15 protein-coding genes are annotated in these 18331 nt (G+C 72.9%); 9 read left to right on the top strand and 6 right to left on the bottom strand.

What is annotated here, in order from left to right; translation table 11 throughout:
* Window positions 1-207 precede the first annotated feature (207 nt).
* On the bottom strand, window positions 208-891 hold the full coding sequence (locus tag OHA72_RS51540; RefSeq protein ID WP_327003435.1) for a VanZ family protein: 684 nt from the start codon (window positions 889-891) through the stop codon (window positions 208-210).
* 94 nt (window positions 892-985) lie between these two features.
* Between OHA72_RS51540 and OHA72_RS51535 the strand changes: the two genes are divergently transcribed.
* Complete coding sequence (locus tag OHA72_RS51535) at window positions 986-1459, top strand: molybdenum cofactor biosysynthesis protein (protein ID WP_327003434.1); 474 nt, start codon at window positions 986-988, stop codon at window positions 1457-1459.
* Between the two features lie 8 nt (window positions 1460-1467).
* On the opposite strand, the gene OHA72_RS51530 is transcribed toward OHA72_RS51535, so the two are convergent.
* Genes OHA72_RS51530 through OHA72_RS51520 form a run of 3 tightly spaced genes read right to left on the bottom strand, consistent with a single transcriptional unit; the run spans window position 1468 to window position 4441 of the window.
* The gene (locus OHA72_RS51530) at window positions 1468-3084 is read right to left on the bottom strand and encodes a methyl-accepting chemotaxis protein (RefSeq protein WP_327003433.1); all 1617 of its coding nucleotides are present in this window, start codon (window positions 3082-3084) and stop codon (window positions 1468-1470) included.
* 22 nt (window positions 3085-3106) lie between these two features.
* Entirely contained in the window at window positions 3107-3586 is a 480-nt protein-coding gene (locus OHA72_RS51525) for a nucleotide triphosphate diphosphatase NUDT15 (RefSeq protein WP_327003432.1), read from the bottom strand.
* Between the two features lie 27 nt (window positions 3587-3613).
* The gene (locus tag OHA72_RS51520; RefSeq protein ID WP_327003431.1) at window positions 3614-4441 is read right to left on the bottom strand and encodes an aldo/keto reductase; all 828 of its coding nucleotides are present in this window, start codon (window positions 4439-4441) and stop codon (window positions 3614-3616) included.
* Window positions 4442-4515: 74 nt separating this feature from the next.
* Between OHA72_RS51520 and OHA72_RS51515 the strand changes: the two genes are divergently transcribed.
* Window positions 4516-5430 carry a LysR family transcriptional regulator gene (locus OHA72_RS51515; RefSeq protein ID WP_327003430.1) on the top strand — a complete coding sequence of 305 codons (915 nt, stop codon included), beginning with the start codon at window positions 4516-4518 and terminating at the stop codon, window positions 5428-5430.
* Between the two features lie 86 nt (window positions 5431-5516).
* Here the strand turns inward: OHA72_RS51515 and OHA72_RS51510 are convergent, their stop codons facing one another.
* Window positions 5517-6167 (bottom strand): hypothetical protein, encoded by a 651-nt coding sequence (locus tag OHA72_RS51510; protein WP_327003429.1) that lies wholly within the window; start codon window positions 6165-6167, stop codon window positions 5517-5519.
* Between the two features lie 203 nt (window positions 6168-6370).
* Here OHA72_RS51510 and OHA72_RS51505 point away from each other — a divergent pair, with 203 nt between their 5' ends.
* From OHA72_RS51505 to OHA72_RS51475, 7 genes are all read left to right on the top strand, one after another.
* On the top strand, window positions 6371-7888 hold the full coding sequence (locus OHA72_RS51505) for a sigma-70 family RNA polymerase sigma factor (protein ID WP_327003428.1): 1518 nt from the start codon (window positions 6371-6373) through the stop codon (window positions 7886-7888).
* A 396-nt stretch (window positions 7889-8284) separates the two neighbouring features.
* Window positions 8285-11209 (top strand): beta-xylosidase family glycoside hydrolase, encoded by a 2925-nt coding sequence (locus tag OHA72_RS51500; protein WP_327003427.1) that lies wholly within the window; start codon window positions 8285-8287, stop codon window positions 11207-11209.
* A 128-nt stretch (window positions 11210-11337) separates the two neighbouring features.
* Entirely contained in the window at window positions 11338-13713 is a 2376-nt protein-coding gene (locus OHA72_RS51495; protein ID WP_327003426.1) for a family 43 glycosylhydrolase, read from the top strand.
* Window positions 13714-13739: 26 nt separating this feature from the next.
* Window positions 13740-14357, top strand: coding sequence for a hypothetical protein (locus tag OHA72_RS51490; RefSeq protein WP_327003425.1), 618 nt, complete (start codon window positions 13740-13742; stop codon window positions 14355-14357).
* Between the two features lie 61 nt (window positions 14358-14418).
* The gene (locus tag OHA72_RS51485; protein ID WP_327003424.1) at window positions 14419-15462 is read left to right on the top strand and encodes a hypothetical protein; all 1044 of its coding nucleotides are present in this window, start codon (window positions 14419-14421) and stop codon (window positions 15460-15462) included.
* Window positions 15463-15505: 43 nt separating this feature from the next.
* Complete coding sequence (locus OHA72_RS51480; protein WP_327003423.1) at window positions 15506-16720, top strand: D-alanyl-D-alanine carboxypeptidase family protein; 1215 nt, start codon at window positions 15506-15508, stop codon at window positions 16718-16720.
* A gap of 43 nt (window positions 16721-16763) precedes the next feature.
* Complete coding sequence (locus tag OHA72_RS51475) at window positions 16764-17657, top strand: aldo/keto reductase (protein WP_327003422.1); 894 nt, start codon at window positions 16764-16766, stop codon at window positions 17655-17657.
* On the opposite strand, the gene OHA72_RS51470 is transcribed toward OHA72_RS51475, so the two are convergent.
* Window positions 17652-18326 carry a GNAT family N-acetyltransferase gene (locus OHA72_RS51470; protein ID WP_327003421.1) on the bottom strand — a complete coding sequence of 225 codons (675 nt, stop codon included), beginning with the start codon at window positions 18324-18326 and terminating at the stop codon, window positions 17652-17654. The two genes, OHA72_RS51475 and OHA72_RS51470, sit on opposite strands and share 6 nt — an antisense overlap.
* Between the last annotated feature and the right edge of the window lie 5 nt (window positions 18327-18331).

Here is an 18331-nt window from a genome sequence, read left to right as displayed (position 1 = left end):
TTGTGCCTCAAGCGTGCGGCAGGCAGACCCTTGACGGCATCAGGGAACGGCCCCGGTCGGCCCCTGAGGAAATCGCCTCGCCGTCCCTGAGCCCGGGAGCCGGACCGTGACGAGGAGGCCACCGCCGGGGCCGGGGACGAGGTCGACGGTCCCGGCGTGGGCGCGGACAATGCTGTGCTTCGGCCAGGTAGGGCTCGTCCTCCACGATCAGTACGCGCATACCGGAATGCGATGAACCGCCGTGCGCCACCAGGGGCGTGACGCCAGCGCGGCCAGCCCGGCACCGGCCGCGTTGACCAGGACGTCGTCCACCGACGACACCCGGTCCAGCTGGAGGGCGTACTGCGCGGTCTCGACCAGGATCGAGCAGGCCGCGCCGAGCGCCAGGATCCGCGGCACGGACGCCAGCGCCGCGAACCGCACCGGGGCGAAGCACCCCAGCGCCGCGAAGACCAGCAGATTGCCGCCGATCCCGATCGGTCCCATCGTGACCAGGTCCCGCAGCGGGACCAGGCTGACCCGGCCGGGGACGATGCCCGCCCCGGGGCCCGGCATCATGGTCATCCACACGAACGGCACCGTCCCGTAGACCATGCCCACCTCGGCCAGCGACACCTGCCACGCCGACGTGACGCCGGCGGCGCGCCGGCCGGCTGCCAGCGCCCAGACCGCCAGCGCGGCCAACGGCACCGCGACCAGCGTCATGAGCAGCACGCCGTTCTCCGTGTCGTAGCAGCCGTGCCACCGCCCGGACAGGCACGCCGGGGCGGACATCATGAGCGGCCGCCGCACGGCGAACACCGCGCCCGCCAGGCCGATGGCCACCAGGCCGATGGGCGCGATCCTGCGGGCGGGGCGGGGCGACGCTGACGGAGATGCGCTGTGGTTCATGCCCTCATTGCAGACGGCGGGCCGTTGCAGGGGCGTATGCGGTTTTGCATACGCCCGCGATACACGGGATCGCGGCGATGGCAGACTGCTGGCCATGCCGGAGATCGTGCAGCTGCTGGCCTCGCCGGTGCACCGGTACGTGGGGCGCCCCGCCGACGGCCCGCTGCCGGCGCCGGTGGGGGAGCTCGTCGAGGAGATCCGGATCCGTGCCGGGCTCGGCGTCGTCGGCGACCGGTACTTCGGCAGACCCGCGCACCGGGAGGCGAGCGTGACCGTCATCGCGCGGGAGTCGCTGCCGGGCGGCGCGGGCCTGGTCGAGGTGCGGCGCAACATCATGGTGGCCGGCATCGCCGTCGACGACCTCGTCGGCGCGGTGCTCACCCTCGACTCCGGTGACGGCCCGGTCCGGCTGCGGGTGCGGCGGGCCGCGCACCCGTGCGCGTGGATGGACGTCACCGTCGGCCCGGGCGCCTGGAAGGCGTTGCGCGGCAAGGGCGGCGTGCGCTGCGAACCGCTCGACGACGGCATCCTGCGGGTCGGACCCGTCACCGTCACCGTGCAGCGCTGAGCGGAGGGTCACACCCGGAACTGGCCCACCAGCTCGCGCAGGTCGTGGCTCATCGCCGACAGTTCGTGCGCGGCGGCGCGGGTGTCCTGGACGCCGCCGGTGGTGCTCTGCGCCGCGGCGGAGATCCCGGCGATGTTCGCGGCGATGTCGGCGGAGCTCGTCGCCGCCTGCGTGATGTTGCGGCTGATCTCGTCGGTGGTCGCGGTCTGCTCCTCCACGGCGGAGGCGATCGTGTTCTGGTAGTCGCCGAGCCGGCCGGTGATCTCGACGATCTGGTTGATCGCGTCGGTGGCCGCCGCGGTGTCCTGCTGGATGCTCTGCACCTTCGCGGTGATGTCCTCGGTGGCCCGGCCGGTCTCCTGCGCCAGCTGCTTGACCTCGCCGGCGACGACGGCGAAGCCCTTGCCGGCCTCCCCGGCGCGGGCGGCCTCGATGGTCGCGTTGAGGGCGAGGAGGTTCGTCTGCGCGGCGATGGCGGTGATCGCCTTGACCACGTCGCCGATCTCGCGGCTGGACGAGGCGAGCCGGCCGATCAGGTCGAAGGTCGCCTGGGTCAGCTGGTTGGTCTGGCCGCCGATCCTGGCCGCCTCGGCGGCGGTCCCGGCGATCTGCTGGATGGAGACGCTCATCTGCGCGGCGCCGTTCGCCACGGTCCGCACGGTGCCCGACACCTCGTCCGCCGAGGCGACGATGAGCCCCGAGCGGTCCGACGTCTGCCGGGCGCCGGTCATGATGCTGGTCGACGTGTCGGTGAGCCTGGCGCTGGCCTCGGCGACGGTCGCGGCCGACCCACCGATGGCGCGGACGGTGTCGCCGATCTTCGCGACGAACGTGTTGAACGACCGGCTGACCGACGTGAACTCGTCGTCGCCGCCGGCGTCCAGGCGCCGGGTCAGGTCCCCGTCGCCGTCGGCGATGTCGGCGAGCCGGTCGCCGATCGCGCGCAGCGGCCTGATGATGGACAGCGACAGCGCGACGGCGAGCACGATCGACAGCAGCAGGGCCGCGCTGCCGGCGACGGTCGCGGTCCGGCTGGTGGTGCTCGCCGAGTCGTGCGCGGCGTGCTGCGCGGCCGTGGCCTTCTCCCGCGCGACGGCGAGCAGGTCGTCGACGCCGTCGCTGATCGTCTGGTAGACGTCCAGCGCCTCGCCGGCGACGATGTCGTTCGCCTCGGACGTCTGCGCCGCGGTGCCCGCCCGGTACGCGGCGATGACCCGCTCGTCGAGGTCGAGGAACTCGGTGAAGGCGGCCCGGATCGCGCGCACGTCCGCCTGCTGGCCGGCGGTCAGCGGCAGCGCCGCCATAGCGTCGACCTCGGCGCTGAAGCTGTCCATCGCCGCGAGGAACGCCGAACGCGACGGTGCGGTGTCCGCGGCCGCGTCCTCGGCGCCGCGGACGATGTCGAACGCGTAGCCGGCCTGCCAGCCCAGCACGTCGGTGCTGCGGAACTTCAGCTGCTGCGCCGCGTCGAGCTCGGCCTGCGCCGCGGACAGGCTGGACGCGGTCGTGCGGGTGCCGTCGGCCGACGACAACGCCGTCAACCAGATGGCCACCACGCACAGGGAGACGATCAGGAACCCGACCGCCAGCCGCGTCGCGACCCGGGTCCGCCGGAGCATGTGCATGTCGTCCAGCCTCCTGAACGGGTTACGCCATCGGGCACTCCTCCGCTTCATCGGCGGCCGGCGGCGGCCCGGCAGCAAAATCCGCAGACTTTTTGATGGCGCCGAACAGCGGGGAACGCAGCAGCTGCCGCCACGGCAGGAAGAGCGGCGCGGGGAGGGTGTCGAAGTCGTACCAGCCGAGGCTGACGCACTTGTCGGGCTCGAGGATCGCCGGCTCGCCCGACGCGTGGTCGCTGAGCATCCAGACGGTGACGTAGTGGCGGTGCTCGTCGGTGAAGACGTCGTTGGTGACGGCGCCGAAGCGGACGTTGGTGATGTGGACGCCGGTCTCCTCGGCGACCTCGCGGACCGCGGTGTCCTCGAACGACTCGCCGAACTCGAGGTGACCGCCGGGGACGGACCACGTGCCGGCGCCGTGCGCGCCGCGGCGCCGCCCCATCAGGAACCTGCCGTCGCGGAACACGAACACCCCGATCCCGACCCTGACTTCGGCGTCCACCACGGCGGCCATGGTACCGGCGGCGAAGGGTCACACCGTGTCGAGCTCGGCGAGGTCCGTGAGGTCGAGCGCCACGCGGGCCGCGGCGACGTTCTCCTCCAGGTGCGCGAGCCGTGACGTGCCGGGGATCGGCAGGACGGCGGGGGAGCGGTGCAGCAGCCAGGCCAGGGCGACCTGGGTCGTGGTGACGCCGTGGCGGGCCGCGACGCGGGTGGCGGCGGAGGCGGTGCCCGCGCCGGTGAGCGGCGCGACCGGCAGCCATGGCAGGAACGCGATCCCGTGCCGCTCGCAGTGCGACAGCACGGCCTCGGACCGGCGGTCGGTGAGGTTGTACCGGTTCTGCACGCTGGCGATCGGGGCGATCCGGGACGCCTCGGCGAGTTGCTCGACGGTGACCTCCGACAGCCCGATGTGGCGGACCTTGCCCTCGTCGCGCAGCCGCCGCAGCGCACCGACCTGGTCGGCGAGGGGCACCTTGGGGTCGACGCGGTGCAGCTGGTACAGGTCGATGCGCTCGACCCGGAGCCGGCGCAGGCTGAGCTCCGCCTGCTGGCGCAGGTACTCGGGCCGGCCGAGCGGGATCCATTCCCGGCCGAGGTTGATCTGGCCGCCTTTCGTGGCGATGACGACGTCGTCGCGGTACGGGTGCAGCGCCTCGGCGAGCAGTTCCTCGTTGGCGCCGAAATCGTAGGCGTCGGCGGTGTCGATGAGGGTGACGCCGAGCTCGACGGCCCGGCGGGCGACCGCGGTCGCCGCGGCGCGTTCCAGGGACGCGGGGCGGCCGGTGAGCCGCATGGCGCCGAAGCCGAGCCGGTGCACCGGCATGTCGCCGCCGATGGTGAAGGTGGTGGTCTCCATGGATTCCACCCTGCGGGGCGCGATCCATTAGGACAAGTGACAGGTTGTGGACCCAATCGCGTAGCATCGCTACGGTGTTGAACCTGGAGCGGCTGCGTGTCCTGCACACCGTGTGGACCACCGGGTCCGTCGGCGGCGCCGCCGCGGCGCTGCACGTCACCACGTCGGCCGTCTCGCAGCAGATCGCCCGGCTCGAGCGGGAGGTCGGCCAGCAGCTCCTGGAGCGGCAGGGCCGCGGCGTCCGCGTCACCGAGGCCGGCGCCGTCCTGGCCCGCAGCGCGGGTGACGTGCTGACGCTCGTCGAGCGGGTCGAGGCGGGTCTCGCGGAGCACCGCGGCGTCGTCGCCGGGCCCCTCGCGGTCGCCGCGTTCGCGACCGCGGCCCGGGGGCTGCTGCCCGGCGTCCTGGCGCAACTGCGGACCCGCTGCCCCGACCTGGACGTGTCGCTGTCGGAGCTGGAGCCCGACGCGGCGGTCGCCGGCCTGCGCCGCGGCCACCTCGACGTCGCCGTCGTGCAGGACTGGTCCGACGACGTCCTCGCCGTCCCCGACGGGCTGTCCCGGCGGCACCTGCTCGACGACCCGTTCGACGTCGCCCTGCCCGCCGCGCACCCCCTAGCCGGTCGCGCCGCCGTCGCCGTCACCGACCTCGCCGGCGACGACTGGATCGGCTGGAGCACCGGCCAGATCTGCCACGACTGGCTCGCCGCGACCCTGCGCCGGCACGGCGCCCAGGCCCGGATCCGGCACACCGCGTCGGAGCACTCGACCCAGCTGGCGCTGGTCGCCGCAGGGCTCGGCGCGGCCGTGATCCCGCGCCTCGGCCGCGATCCGGTGCCGGCGTCGGTGCGCATCGTGCCGATCGACCCGCAGCCCGCCCGCCGGGTGTTCGCGCTGTGGCGGGACAGCGCCGCGGCCCGCCCCGCGGTCGCCACCGCCGTGGACGTCCTCGCCGCGCACGCCGCCCGGCTGGGCCCGCCCGGCCCCTGACCCGCCGGGCCGGGTCGCGGCGCCCCGGCGGGCACCGGTCCACGACCGCACAAGGCCACATCGGCCCGGGAAACCGCCGGCCAGGATCAGCTCCAGCGGGCTTCCGGCATCGTCGCGCAGATCGAGTCGAGGTCCGCCGCCGTCTGCGCGCGGACCCACAGCCACACCCAGCCGTCACCGTGGGTGCGCACGAGCCCGCCGGGTGTGGAGTACCAGCGCACCGGCGACTCCTCCAGCTCGACCCACATCGGCAGGTCCGGCAGCGGCAGCCGGTCGAGGCCGGCGATCGCCGCGGGCACCTGGTCCGGCGCCAGCTCGCACGCGTTGGACGGCGCGTCGGGGTGGTCGAGGGCGGCGGTGAGCGCGAAGTCGACGCAGGCGAGGGAGAGCCGGTCGACGTACGGCTGCCAGCCGGACCCGGTGTCGATGACGACCGGCGGGTCGGGCAGGTCCGCGCCGTCCAGGGGGATGCCCCACGCCGTCTCCGCGATCAGCGGGTCCGCCCAGTGGAACTCCAGGATCCCGTCCTCGACGGACGCGCCGCGCGGGTCGAGCGGGGTGCCGCACGCGTAGGCCTCCCGCAGCGCCGCCGGCGGTCGCGGCCCGAGGCGCTCGTGCGCCACGGCCGGCGAGACCGGCAGGTCCCAGACGGCGGCGAACAGCCGCAGGAACTCCCACACCGCGGCCCGCTCGCCCAGCCGCCCCCGCAGCGCCGCCGCCGTGTCGAACCCAGTCATCGACCAGAACGATACGACCGGACCTCGCCGCGGAAAAGCGCCGGAATTGCCGGCGGGAAATGTGTTATGCGCCGACCGCCACGAGGGTCGCCATTGTGGTGACGTGGCGTTGCCGGTCCGACACTGGCATGCTGATCGCCTGGTGGGAGGGCTCCGGGTCCGTGGATCGGTGATGGCACATGGGTGGGGCAGGAACGAAGAGGGTGGCGCTGGTCGCAGCGGCACAGGCCGGCGACGAACGGGCCCGGGACGAGCTCATGGCGGCCTACCTGCCGCTGGTGTATTCGATCGTGCGCCGCGCGCTGGCAGGCCACCCGGCGTCCGTCGACGACGTCGTCCAGGACACGATGGTGCGCGCACTGCGCCAGCTCCGGTCGCTGCGGGACCCGGAGCGCTTCCGTGCCTGGCTGGCCGCGATCGCCGTCCGGCAGGCCGCGACCCAGCTGCACAGTGAGCGGCTCACCGTCGGGCGGACCGCCACGCTGGACACCGTGATGGGCACGCCGGACGCCGTCGACTTCGAGGATCTCACGATGCTGCGCGTCGAGCTCGCCGGGCAGCGCCGGCAGGTCGGGCAGGCGGTTGCGTGGCTCGATCCGGACGACCGGGCGGTGTGGTCGCTGTGGTGGCTGGAGCTCGGCGAGGAGCTGAGCCGCGCCGAGCTCGCCGCCGCGCTCGGGGTGAGCGTCGCGCACGCCGGCGTGCGGGTGCAGCGCATGCGGCGACGGCTGGACCAGGCGCGCGCACTGGTCGCGGCGCTGGACGCCCGGCCGCGTTGTCCATGGCTGGACACCGTCGTGGCGACCTGGGACGGCTTCCCGGGGCCGCTGTGGCGCAAGCGGATCAGCCGGCACACCCGCTCCTGCAGCACGTGCGCCGTCGCCGCCGACGAGATGGTCGCCACCGAGCGGCTGCTGGCCGGGTTCGCGCTGCTGCCGGTACCGGCGGCACTCACCGCCGCACTGACCGGCCATGGCCCGGTCATCGGGCCGGCGGCGAGCAGCGCGGGCGGCGCGGTCGCCACCACCGCGCACGCGCCCCTGACCGCCGCGGCCGCGACCACCGGCGGGGCCGCCGCCACTGGCGGCGGCTCGCTGACCGCGACGGCGGCCACGGCCGCGGGCGGGACGGCCGTCACCAGCGGGTGGCTGGCCGGCCTGCCGGTCGCGAAGCTGACGGTCGCCGCCGTGATCGTCGCTGGGTTCACCACCGCCCTGACCTGGTCGAGCGATGCCGCGCCGCCCACCACGGCCGCGCCGCCGAGCCGGCCCCCATCGTCCGCGCCGTCCCCGGCGACGCTGCGTCTGGGGCCGATGTCGTTCGAGTCCAGTGCCGTGCCCGGACGCTACCTGGGCATCGATGGACAGTTCGGCGTCCTGGCCGCCGTCACCAGCCCGGCGGCGCGGGACCAGGCGACGTTCGAGGCCGTTGCGGGCCTGTCCGATGCGACCTGCTACTCGTTCCGGGCGGCGAACGGGCAGTATCTGCGGCACCTGTCATGGCGGCTGCGGCTGAGCGGGGACGAGGGCAGCCACGTGTTCCGCGGCGACGCCACGTTCTGCCCGATCCTCACCGAGGACGGCCAGGTGTTCCTGGAATCGGCGAACTACCGGGGCTACTTCATCCACCGGCAGGACGACCAGCTCTGGGTGGACCAGGGCGACGGCAGCGCCGCCTTCCGCGCCGACAGCGCGTTCCGCGTCCGCCCGCCCTTGTCCTGAGGCCGCGCTCCGCCGGCGACCGCACCACCGTCCCCGGCATAACAACAATATTCTCGCCAAAAAAACCTGTTATGCCGGAGAGGATTTCCGGTCGCAGCAGTGGGCGCAATCAATATCACATGAATGAATCGATGTCGCTGAGTTGTGTTGCCGACATTTGCCCAGGTCAGCGATCGCGACCTGCATTGATACGGCAAATGGGAGCGTTCCCGAATCGCGTCCGAGGGCATTTCGCGCTGATTTCCGGGCGGTTAGCAAGGCGTCTTGACAATTGATGTTAGCGATCACATCATGAAGTCCCCGTCGCATTCGCGTCCGGATCGCCGGCCCCTGGAGTAACAAGGGACCGGTGTCTCCGGCCGGTTTGCCGTGCCCAAGCAGCTCGGAGTCGCAGCTATGTTCAAGGTGCTCACCGTGTTCGCCCGCCGTCGCTGGACCCTGGCCGCCGTCGCCGCGGCGCTGCTGTGTGCGGGGCTCATGCACCCCGGGGCCCCGGCGCACGCCGCCGACGCATGGTCGCCGCGTTCGTCCTACACGTCGACGGACAAGGGCGACGGCACGTACTCGGTGCCGCTGCTCAACGCCGACGTGCCGGACGTCAGCGTCGAGCGCGTCCCGGCCTCGGCCAACGGCGAGGGCCGCGACGTCTACTACATGATCAGCACGACGATGCACCTGAGCCCGGGTGCGCCGATCATGAAGTCCTACGATCTGGTGAACTGGGAGACCGTCAGCTACGTCTTCGACCGGGCCAGCATCGGCGACGCATTCTCCCTGCGCAACGGGCAGAACTCCTATGGCCAGGGTCAATGGGCGTCGTCGCTGCGCTACCACGACGGCACGTTCTACGCCGTCTTCAACACCAACAACCTCAACGGCGCGTACCTCTATCGCACCGACGACATCGAGCACGGCGCATGGCAGCGCACCGCACTCGGGCGCGCCCTGCACGACCCGTCGCTGTTCTTCGACGTCGACGGCACGCCGTACATCTTCTACGGCTCCGGCGGCACCAGCGCCGTCCGCCTCAACGCCGGCCTGACGGCCATCGCGCAGGACTACCCGAACATCTTCACCGCCGCCGACTACGCCGGCCGCCCGTTCATCGGTGGCCTGTTCGAGGGCGCACAGTTCTACTACATCGACGGCTATTACTACTGCGTCATCATCACCTGGCCGTCGGGGCAGGGGCGGCAGGTCGTCATGTTCCGGTCCCGGGACCTGCTCGGGCGGTACACCGCGGCGGGCGGCGTGAACACGTACGAGGCGCGCGGGGTGCTCAACTCCAACGGCTTCGCCCAGGGCAGCCTCGTGCCGATCTCCCGCCAGGGTGGCGGCACCGACTGGTACGGCATGTTCTTCCGCGACACCTTCCCCGTCGGGCGCATCCCTGCGCTCATCCCCGCCACCTGGCAGGACGGCTGGCCGACGTTCGGCACCGGCGGGGTCGTGCCCGTGGACGGCGTCTTCGCCAAGCCGATCCGGCTCACCGCGGAGCAGGAACTGCTCGAACGGCAGAAGTCCCTCGTCGGCTCCGACGACTTCGACAACGACGCGCCGCACAAGGCGTACATGGACGAGCAGTGGACGATCCCGGCGCCGCCCACCTACGACGCGTCGCTCATCGGCGTCGAGCTGCTGCAGAACCCCGGCTTCGAGGCCGCGACGGCCGCGCCGTGGGCCGCCCAGTTCGGCGCGAGCCTCGCCCTGGACAGCACCGCCCCGGCGAGCGGAGCGGCGGCGCTGCGGGTCGGCAACCGCACGCTCAACGGTTCGGGGCCGAACCAGAACCTCAACGGCAAGCTGCAGCCGGGCCTCACCTACACCGTCTCCGCGAAGATCAGGTACGCGTCCGGACCGGCCACCGTCCGGTTCAACCTCGCCCTTGACTGGGGCAGCGGCGTCCAGGTGATGGCGGCCGGTGACGTGCCGGCCGGGCAGTGGACGACGGTGTCGGGCCAGTACACGGTCCCGGCGACGGCGAACGTCACCACCGTCAAGTTCGCGGTGGAGACCCCGTGGGCCAACCCCCAGCCGGCGTCGTCGACCGTCGAGTACCTCATCGACGACGTCTCGATCGTCGGGCAGGCCGTGACGACCGAATACCCGGCCGCCGCGGAGATCGCCCCGAACGGCTCCCGGCTCGACCCGGTGTGGCAGTGGAACCACGCCCCCGACAACCGCTACTGGTCGCTGACCGACCACGACGGCTGGCTGCGGCTGACCAACGGCAAGGTCGTCACCGGCAGGTACGTCTACACGAAGCTGTCCAACCGCGCGGAGCTGGCCTGGCTGGAGGAGGCCCGCAACATGCTCACCCAGCGCACGTTCGGCCCTCGCCAGTCGGCCGAGACCAGGATGGACATCTCCGGCATGAAGGACGGCGACGTCGCCGGCCTGGCCGCCTTCAACCGCGGCTTCTCCTACGTGGCGGTCAAGCGCACCGCCGGGGTCACCACGCTGGGGGTCGTCAACCGGGGGCAGCCGTTCGCGGTCGACCTCGACCCCGCGGCACTGGAGAGCTTCGTGTCCGGCACGACGGTGGCGCTGGGCGCCGCGACCGAGGTGTACGTGAAGGCGGACCTCGACTTCGCCTCGCCGACCGGGCAGCTGTGGACGACGTTCTCCTACAGCCTGGACGGCCGGCAGTGGAACCAGTTGGGCAACCGCGTCGGCCCGCAGACCCTCGACGGCAGCCTCGCGCACTTCATGGGCCACCGGGTCGGCCTGTTCAACTATGCGACACAGCAGGTGGGCGGGCGCGTCGACTTCGACTACTTCAACCTCAGCGACACGCTGAGCGCGCAGCAGCGGCCGCTGGACACCGCGGCCCTGGACGTGGCGATCGCCCACGCGCAGACGCTGGACGCGGGCTCCTACCCGCACGACGCGTGGGTCGCGATGCAGGACGCACTCGCCGGCGCGACCGCCGCGCGGGCCGGGCAGTTCGGCACCCAGAACCAGATCGACGCGCCGGAGCGGGCGCTGAGCCTGCAACTGGCCCGGCTCGGTGTGCTCAGGACCGACCCGGCGCTGCCCGTCACGGTCACCGCGCAGGCCCGGTGCGTGGCCGGCAAGGCACACGTCGCCGTGCAGGCCCGCAACGACCACGACGCGCCGGTGAGCATCACCCTGCAGACCTCCTACGGCGAGCGCTCCTTCGCCGCGGTCGCTCCCGACGGCAACGCCTACCAGCAGTTCGCCACCCGTACCACGGCAGCGCCGGCCGGCACGGCGACGGTCCGCGCCACCGGGACCGTCGGCGGCAGGACCGTGACCACCGTCCGAACGGTCCAGTACTCCGCCGTCACCTGCGCCTGACACCACCGCATCCGTCGCCCGGGACCGGTCCTCGACCGGCCCCGCGGTGCCCACACCCCAGTTCCACGTCGAAACCAAGGAGGATGTCCGTGGTACATCGCTTACGAAGAGCGGCTCGCCGGCGGGCCGTGGCGTTCGCGGCAATCGGCGCGCTGCTCGGCGCAGGTCTCGTCGCCGGTGCTTCCCCGGTCCAGGCCGCCGATGAGAACCTGATCGTCAACGGCGGGTTCGAAAGCGGCCTCACCGGCTGGTTCGTCAACAACGGCAACGCCGCCGACAGCGCCACCCTCGCGTCGACCGCGGACGCCTACGCCGGCGCGGCCGCGGCGCTCGTCACCGGCCGCACGACCACCGGCTCCGGGCCGATGCAGGACCTCAGCGGCAAGGTGCAGGCCGGGCAGACCTACGCCCTGACCGCCCGCATCAAGTACGAGAACGCCGCCGGGCCCGCGACGAAGCAGTTCTTCGCCACCATGCACTACGGCGGCGGCACCTACACCAACCTGGTCAGCACCGTGGCGACCAAGGGCCAGTGGGCCCAGTTCAACGGCACGTTCACGATCCCGGCCGGCCAGAGCGTGACGACCGCGCGGCTGTTCTTCGAGACGCCGTGGACGTCGACCCCGTCGACGGCCCCGGACACCCACCTCATGGACTTCAAGCTCGACGACGTGTCGGTGATCGGCGCCCCGCCGCCCCCGCCGCCGTCGAAGACCGTCGAGGTCGTCGGCAAGCTGCCCGGCGAGCACAACCCGTTGATCGGGCACAAGTTCGGCGCGGACGGGTTCGGCTTCGTCCACGACGGCCGGGTGTACATGTACATGACCAACGACACCCAGGGCTACGCGCCCGACCCGGCCACCGGCGTCTCGGCGTCCATCAACTACGGCAACATCAACCAGATCACGCTGATCTCCTCCGACGACCTCGTGAACTGGACCGACCACGGCGAGATCCAGGTCGCCGGGCCGAGCGGGGTCGCCCCGTTCACCAGCAACTCATGGGCACCCGGCATGGCCAGCAAGATGGTCGACGGCAAGGAGAAGTTCTTCCTGTACTACGCCAACGGCGGCGGGTCCAGCAACGTCATCACGGGCGAGTCGCCGCTCGGGCCGTGGAGCAGCGAGCGCACGTCGACGCTGATCAACGGCAGCACCCCCGGCGCCGAGCCCCTCGTCTGGCGCTTCGACCCGGCGCCGCTCGTCGACGACGACGGCCAGTCCTACCTGTACTTCGGTGGCGGCCCGGCGTCGACCAGCATGCCGGCGGCCGAGCGCTTCAACAACCCGAAGAACATCCGCGCGATCGAGCTCGGCGGCGACATGGTCTCCACGCAGGGATCGGCCGTCGTGGTCGACGCGCCGGTGGCCTTCGAGGCCGGGCACGTCTTCAAGCGCCAGGGCAAGTACTACTTCTCGTACTCCTCGCACTTCGGCGGCAGCGACTTCGGCGGCAACCAGACGCCGCTGCCCGGCTACCCGGGCGGTGGCCAGATCGGGTACATGATCTCCGACAACCCGATGTCGTGGACCAAGGAAACCTACGCGGGCGTGCTGTTCCCGAACCAGTCGCAGTTCTTCGGCGCCGGCACGGGCGGCAACAACCACCAGTCGGTGTTCGAGTTCGAGGGCAAGTACTACTTCACCTACCACGCCCCGACGCTGAACAAGCGGATCAACGGCAACACCACCCAGGGGTACCGCAGCCCCCACATCCAGGAACTGGCCTTCAACCCAGACGGCACGATCCAGCAGGTCGTCGGCACCTACGCCGGCGTCGGCCAGGTCCGCGACTTCAACCCGTACCGCGTCTTCGAGGCCGAGACCCTCGGGTGGAGCAAGGGCATCGCCACCGCCAAGATCGACGGCGGGTCCGCCCAGTTCGGTGCATCGGCCCCGAACCTGGCCGTGCGCGACGTCGACAACGGCGACTGGACGGCCCTGTCGGCCGTCAACTTCGGCACCGGCGGCGCGAAATCCGTGACGGCGAAGGTCCGCGCGCTCGCTGCCGGCGCAAACATCCAGGTGCGGCTCGACAGCGTCACCGGCCCGGTGGCCGGCACGATCCAGGCCGGCACGCCGACCGGCGGCTGGTCGGAGGTGACCGCCACGCTCGACGGCGCCACCGGCGTGCACGACGTCTACTTCACCTACGAGGGCCCGGCCGGCCAGGACCTCGTCGAGGTCGACTCCTGGAAGTTCGACCGCCGCGCCGACCTGCCGGTCACCGCGACCGCGCAGACACGGTGCACCGCGGGCAAGGCGTACGTCGCCGTCCAGGCCGGCAACGGCCACACCACCCCCGTCGACATCACGCTCGAGACCCCGTACGGCACCCGGACGTTCACCGGCGTGGCGCCGGGCGCGAACGCCTACCAGTCGTTCGCCACCCGCTCGAGCACGGTCGCCGCCGGAACCGTCACGGTCCGGGCCCACGGGACCGTCGACGGCACCGACGTCACGACCGTCATCACCGCAGCCCACTCCGGCGCGACCTGCGCCTGACCCCCTTACGACAACGGAGCATTCCCATGAACAAGTGGAACCGGCTGCTCGCCGCCGGCACCGTCCTGGCCGGGACGATGGCACTGCCGTCAACCGCCTTCGCCGAACCCGGTGACGACGCCGACGTCCAGGTGACGGTCGACATCGCCGAGATCCGTGAACCGGGCGTCCTCGCCCTGTCCGTCGCCGGCAACGCCGTCGTGCTGACGGAGAACGGCTCGACCCTGCTGGTCCGGCAGTTCACCGGCATCCTGCCGACGGTCACCGTCACCGACACCCGCACCGCGGACGAGGTGCCCGGCGGCGCCAACTGGGCGGTGCTGGGCAGCGCCACCAGCTTCACCGGCAATGCCGGCCAGGCCCCGATCACCGCCAACCACCTCGGCTGGAAGCCGCGGCTGGTCGACGGCGGGTCGACCGGCCTGGTCACCGAGGGTGAAGAGGTCGTGACCGTCCTGGACGACCCGACCCAGCCGGGCAACAACGTCGGCCTCACCGACCAGGAACTGCTGGTCTCGACGTACGACTCGCAGGCCGTCGCCGGCGACGCGTACGCGGTCAACGCCGACCTCTACCTGCGCACCCCGGCCGACGTCGCCGCCGGCCAGTACACCTCCACGCTCACCCTCTCCCTGTTCGAGTAGCCGCCTCGGCGGGGGCCCTGACCGGGCCCCCGCCGAGCCCGTGGAAAGGATCGACCCCGCCATGACCGTCATCTCCCCGCTGCGCCGGACACTCGTGGCCGTCGCCGTCGTCTGCCTCGCCGTCGCGGCGGCGCCGGTCGCGGCGGCGGCGGATCCGGGCGGGACGACCTTGACGTGGACGGTGCAGCCAGCCGGCGCGAGCGGCCCGGACGGCCGCCGCTGGATCGAGCGCACCCTCGACCCCGGCCAGGGCGTCACCGAACACCTGGCGGTGCGCAACTTCAGCGACACCACGGTTGTCTTCGCCCTCAAGGCGGCCGACGGCTATCTCACCGACAAGGGACGCTTCAACATGCTCGCCTCCGATCAGACCTCGGTCGACGGCGGCACCTGGATCGCCGTGCAGGACCGGGTCACCGTCGCCGCGGGGGAGACGAAGGTCGTCCCGTTCACCATCACCGTGCCGGGCGGCGCGACGCCGGGCGACCACCCGGCCGGCATCGCCGCCACGGTCACCAGCGCGGGCGGCACGGTCAACGTCGAGAGCCGGGTCGGCTTCCGGGTCATGACCCGCGTCAGCGGCACCGTCACCGCCGCGCTGCCCGTCAAGGACCTCACCGTCGCGTACACGCCGTCGTGGAACCCGTTCTCCGGCGGCACGGTCCGGGTCCGGTACACGGTCACCAACGAAGGCAACGCCTGGGCAACCGGGAAGGGCCGCGTCACCGTCGCCGAACTGTTCGGCCTGACCGGCCACGGCATCACCACCGACGTCGAGGAGCTGCTGCCGGGTGGCACCCGGACGGTCGAGACCCGCGTCGGCGGCGTCTGGGCGCTGGGCCACGTGCGCACCACCGTCGACGTGACCCCTGCCCTGCTCGGCGGCGACCAGGCTGGCGCCGAGCTCCGCACGACCTCGGCGACCGTGACGGCCTGGGCGCTGCCCTGGCCGCAGCTGGCCCTCGCCGCCCTGCTCGCCGGGCTCGTCCTCACGATCCGCACGGTGACCCGCCGGCGGCGGCGCCGGCTCACGCTGCTGCTGGACCGCGCCCGCGAGGAGGGCCGCGCCTCCGCCGCCGCGACCCCCGCGGCGCAGCCGTCCTGACCACCCGAGACCGGGACGGCCCGCAGCGGCTACTCTCGCCGCCATGGGAGCGACGGGACTGGTGGCCGCGATGGTGAGCGCGGGACTCATGGCGTGGCCGGCGCCCGTCGTGAGCCCGTCGAGCAGTCCGGCGTCCGGTCCGGCGCCGGTCGTGCCGTGCCCGTACGCCTCGATCGCCACCATCCCGCCGACGCCGGCGTCGCCCGTGCTCGACCCCGCCGCCCCGGCCGTCGGTGGCGGGCAGCTCGGCACCAGCGCCCTCGCGGTGGCGGCCGGGACCGCGGCGCCGCCGACGCTGTCGGCGATGTCGTGGGTCGTCGCCGACCTCGACACCGGCGAGGTCCTCGGCGCCTGCGCGCCCCACCTGCGCCGCCGCCCGGCCAGCGTGCAGAAGCTGCTGCTCGCCGCGACCGCGCTGCCGAAGCTCGACCCGGACCTGGTCGTGGAGGCCACCGCCGAGGACCTCGCGCTGCCCAAGGACAGCTCCGCCGTCGGCATGATCGTCGGCGGGAAGTACCCCGTGTCGACGCTGTGGCTCGGGCTGCTGCTGCAGTCGGGCAACGACACCGCCAACGCGCTGGCCCGCATGGCCGGCGGCGACGGCGGGGTCGCCGCGACCGTCGCGGCCATGAACGCCGAGGCGCGCCGGCTCGGCGCCGACGACACCCACGCGGTCACCCCGTCCGGCCTGGACGCCCCGGACCAGCTCACCAGCGCCTACGACCTGGCGCTCATCGCACGCGCCGACTTCGCCCGCCCCGACTTCCTCAAGTACGACACCACCCTGGTCTTCCAGTGGCCGGCGCAGCCGCCGAAGGACCCGAAGGGCTTCCAGATCCAGAACGAGAACAAGCTGCTCACCATGTACGAGGGTGCCATCGGCGGCAAGACCGGCTTCACCGACGAGGCCCGCCACACCTACGTCGGCGGCGCCCAGCGGGGCGGCCGGCGCCTCGTCGTCACCATCATGGGCGCGGAGATCGTGCCGGCCCGCGCCTGGAAGCAGGGCACGATGCTGCTCGACTGGGGGTTCGCGCTGCCCGCCGCCACGTCCGTCGGTCACCTCGTCACCCCGGAGGAGGCGGCCGCGCTGCACGCCAAGCCGCCGACGACGGCGCCGGTCCAGTCCACGACACCCGTCGCGCAGCCGGCCGGCGCGTACTCGATCTGGCCGACGGTGCTCGCGCTCGCCGCGGTCGCCCTCACCGCCGTCGCCGTCACCGTGTTCACGGTGCTGCGCCGCCGCCGGAAGGTCTGACACCCAAGGTCAGCGGCTGACCGGTGCGGCCTACGATCGGGCGATGGCATTCGATCGGCTGGACCTCGGCGTGCCGGTGCACCGGATCGGGCTCGGGCTCGCCGCGGTCGGGCGGCCCGGGTACATCAACCTGGGGCGCCGGCGGGACCTGCCGGACGACCGGTCGGTGGAGGCGCTGCGGGCCCGCAGCCACGAGCTGCTCGACGCCGCCTACGCCGCGGGCGTGCGCTACGTCGACGTGGCCCGCTCCTATGGCCTCGCCGAGGAGTTCCTGGCCGGCTGGCTCGGCGATCGGCGGGACGTGGTCGTCGGCTCCAAGTGGGGGTACACGTACACGGCCGGGTGGCGGGTCGACGCCGCGGTGCACGAGGCCAAGGACCACAGCGTCGCCACGTTCGACCGGCAGGTCGCCGAGACCATGGAACTGTTCGGGGACCGGCTGGACCTGTACCAGATCCATTCCGTGACACCGGACAGCACCGCGCTCACCGACCGGGTCCTGCACCGCCGGCTCGCGGACCTGGCCGCCCGGGGCGTCACCGTCGGGCTGTCGACCAGCGGGCCGCGCCAGGCCGACGCGATCCGCGCCGCGCTGCGCATCGAGGCCGGCGGCGCGCCACTGTTCCGCACCGTGCAGGCGACCTGGAATCCGCTGGAGCCGTCGGCCGGGCCCGCCCTCGCCGAGGCGCACGCCGACGGCCGCACCGTCATCGTCAAGGAGTCACTGGCCAACGGCAGGCTCGCCGGCAGCGACGCGGCCGTCATCGCGGCGGCACTGCGCGAGCCGTGGGCCGGCGTCGTGCTGTCCGGCGCCGCGACCACGGCCCAGCTGGCCGGCAACCTGCTGGCCCTGGACGTGCGCGACCCCGGGCCGCTGCCGGAGGCGGAGACGCCGGAGGCGTATTGGCGCCACCGCGCCGCGCTCGCCTGGTCATGAGCGAGGCAGCCACTCCTGCCAGGCGCCGACCGGGACGAAGCCCTCGGCCGCGTACAGCGGCTCCGCCATCGGCGTGGACTGCAGGCTCGCCGTGTCGAACCCGCCTGCGGCCGCCTCGCGCAGCGCCCGGCGCAGCACCGACCGGGCCAGCCCCCGCCGCCGGGCGGTGGGCAGCGTCGCCACGAACGACACGTTCACGTCCGTGCCGACCGCGATCAGCACCACGCACGACTCGCGCCCGGCCGAGGCGAACACCCGCAACCCCGGCACGCCGCGCACCAGCGCCTCGTCGACCCCGGTGATGCCGGCGACCACACCCGGGTCGGCGTCCACCGACACGTCGCCGGCAGCGGGCTCCGATCGCAGGCCGCGCAGGTCGCACCGCATCGGCACGGTCGTCTCGTCGCGCCGCCACCCGGCGCCGGTGAGCGCCGCGGCCGTCGCGTGGTCCGCGGACCAGATCGCGTAGGACGCAAGCGCGCCGTACACGCCCGCGATCGACGGCAGGGCGGCCGGCTCCAGCAGGATCGCGTTGCACAGCACGGGATGGCTCGGGAACCGGGCCGCGACGAAGCCCTCGCCCCGCACCACCGACGCGTCGGCGTGCGGCGCCGCGAGGGCCTCCCACGAACCCACCAGTGACGCGAGATACCCGGCGAAGGCGTCCACGGGAC

This window comes from Dactylosporangium sp. NBC_01737, assembly GCF_035963215.1.
Lineage (GTDB): Bacteria > Actinomycetota > Actinomycetes > Mycobacteriales > Micromonosporaceae > Dactylosporangium.
The sequence above is the reverse complement of the archived record's forward strand: the minus strand, read 5'-3'. Positions and strand labels throughout refer to the sequence as shown.

Bases quoted from the DNA above. Each gene is read 5' to 3' on its own strand.
- OHA72_RS51540 (WP_327003435.1), bottom strand. From the start codon at position 891: ATGAACCACAGCGCATCTCCGTCAGCGTCGCCCCGCCCCGCCCGCAGG.
- OHA72_RS51535 (WP_327003434.1), top strand. From the start codon at position 986: ATGCCGGAGATCGTGCAGCTGCTGGCCTCGCCGGTGCACCGGTACGTG.
- OHA72_RS51530 (WP_327003433.1), bottom strand. From the start codon at position 3,084: ATGCACATGCTCCGGCGGACCCGGGTCGCGACGCGGCTGGCGGTCGGG.
- OHA72_RS51520 (WP_327003431.1), bottom strand. From the start codon at position 4,441: ATGGAGACCACCACCTTCACCATCGGCGGCGACATGCCGGTGCACCGG.
- OHA72_RS51510 (WP_327003429.1), bottom strand. From the start codon at position 6,167: ATGACTGGGTTCGACACGGCGGCGGCGCTGCGGGGGCGGCTGGGCGAG.
- OHA72_RS51500 (WP_327003427.1), top strand. From the start codon at position 8,285: ATGTTCAAGGTGCTCACCGTGTTCGCCCGCCGTCGCTGGACCCTGGCC.
- OHA72_RS51490 (WP_327003425.1), top strand. From the start codon at position 13,740: ATGAACAAGTGGAACCGGCTGCTCGCCGCCGGCACCGTCCTGGCCGGG.
- OHA72_RS51485 (WP_327003424.1), top strand. From the start codon at position 14,419: ATGACCGTCATCTCCCCGCTGCGCCGGACACTCGTGGCCGTCGCCGTC.
- OHA72_RS51480 (WP_327003423.1), top strand. From the start codon at position 15,506: ATGGGAGCGACGGGACTGGTGGCCGCGATGGTGAGCGCGGGACTCATG.
- OHA72_RS51475 (WP_327003422.1), top strand. From the start codon at position 16,764: ATGGCATTCGATCGGCTGGACCTCGGCGTGCCGGTGCACCGGATCGGG.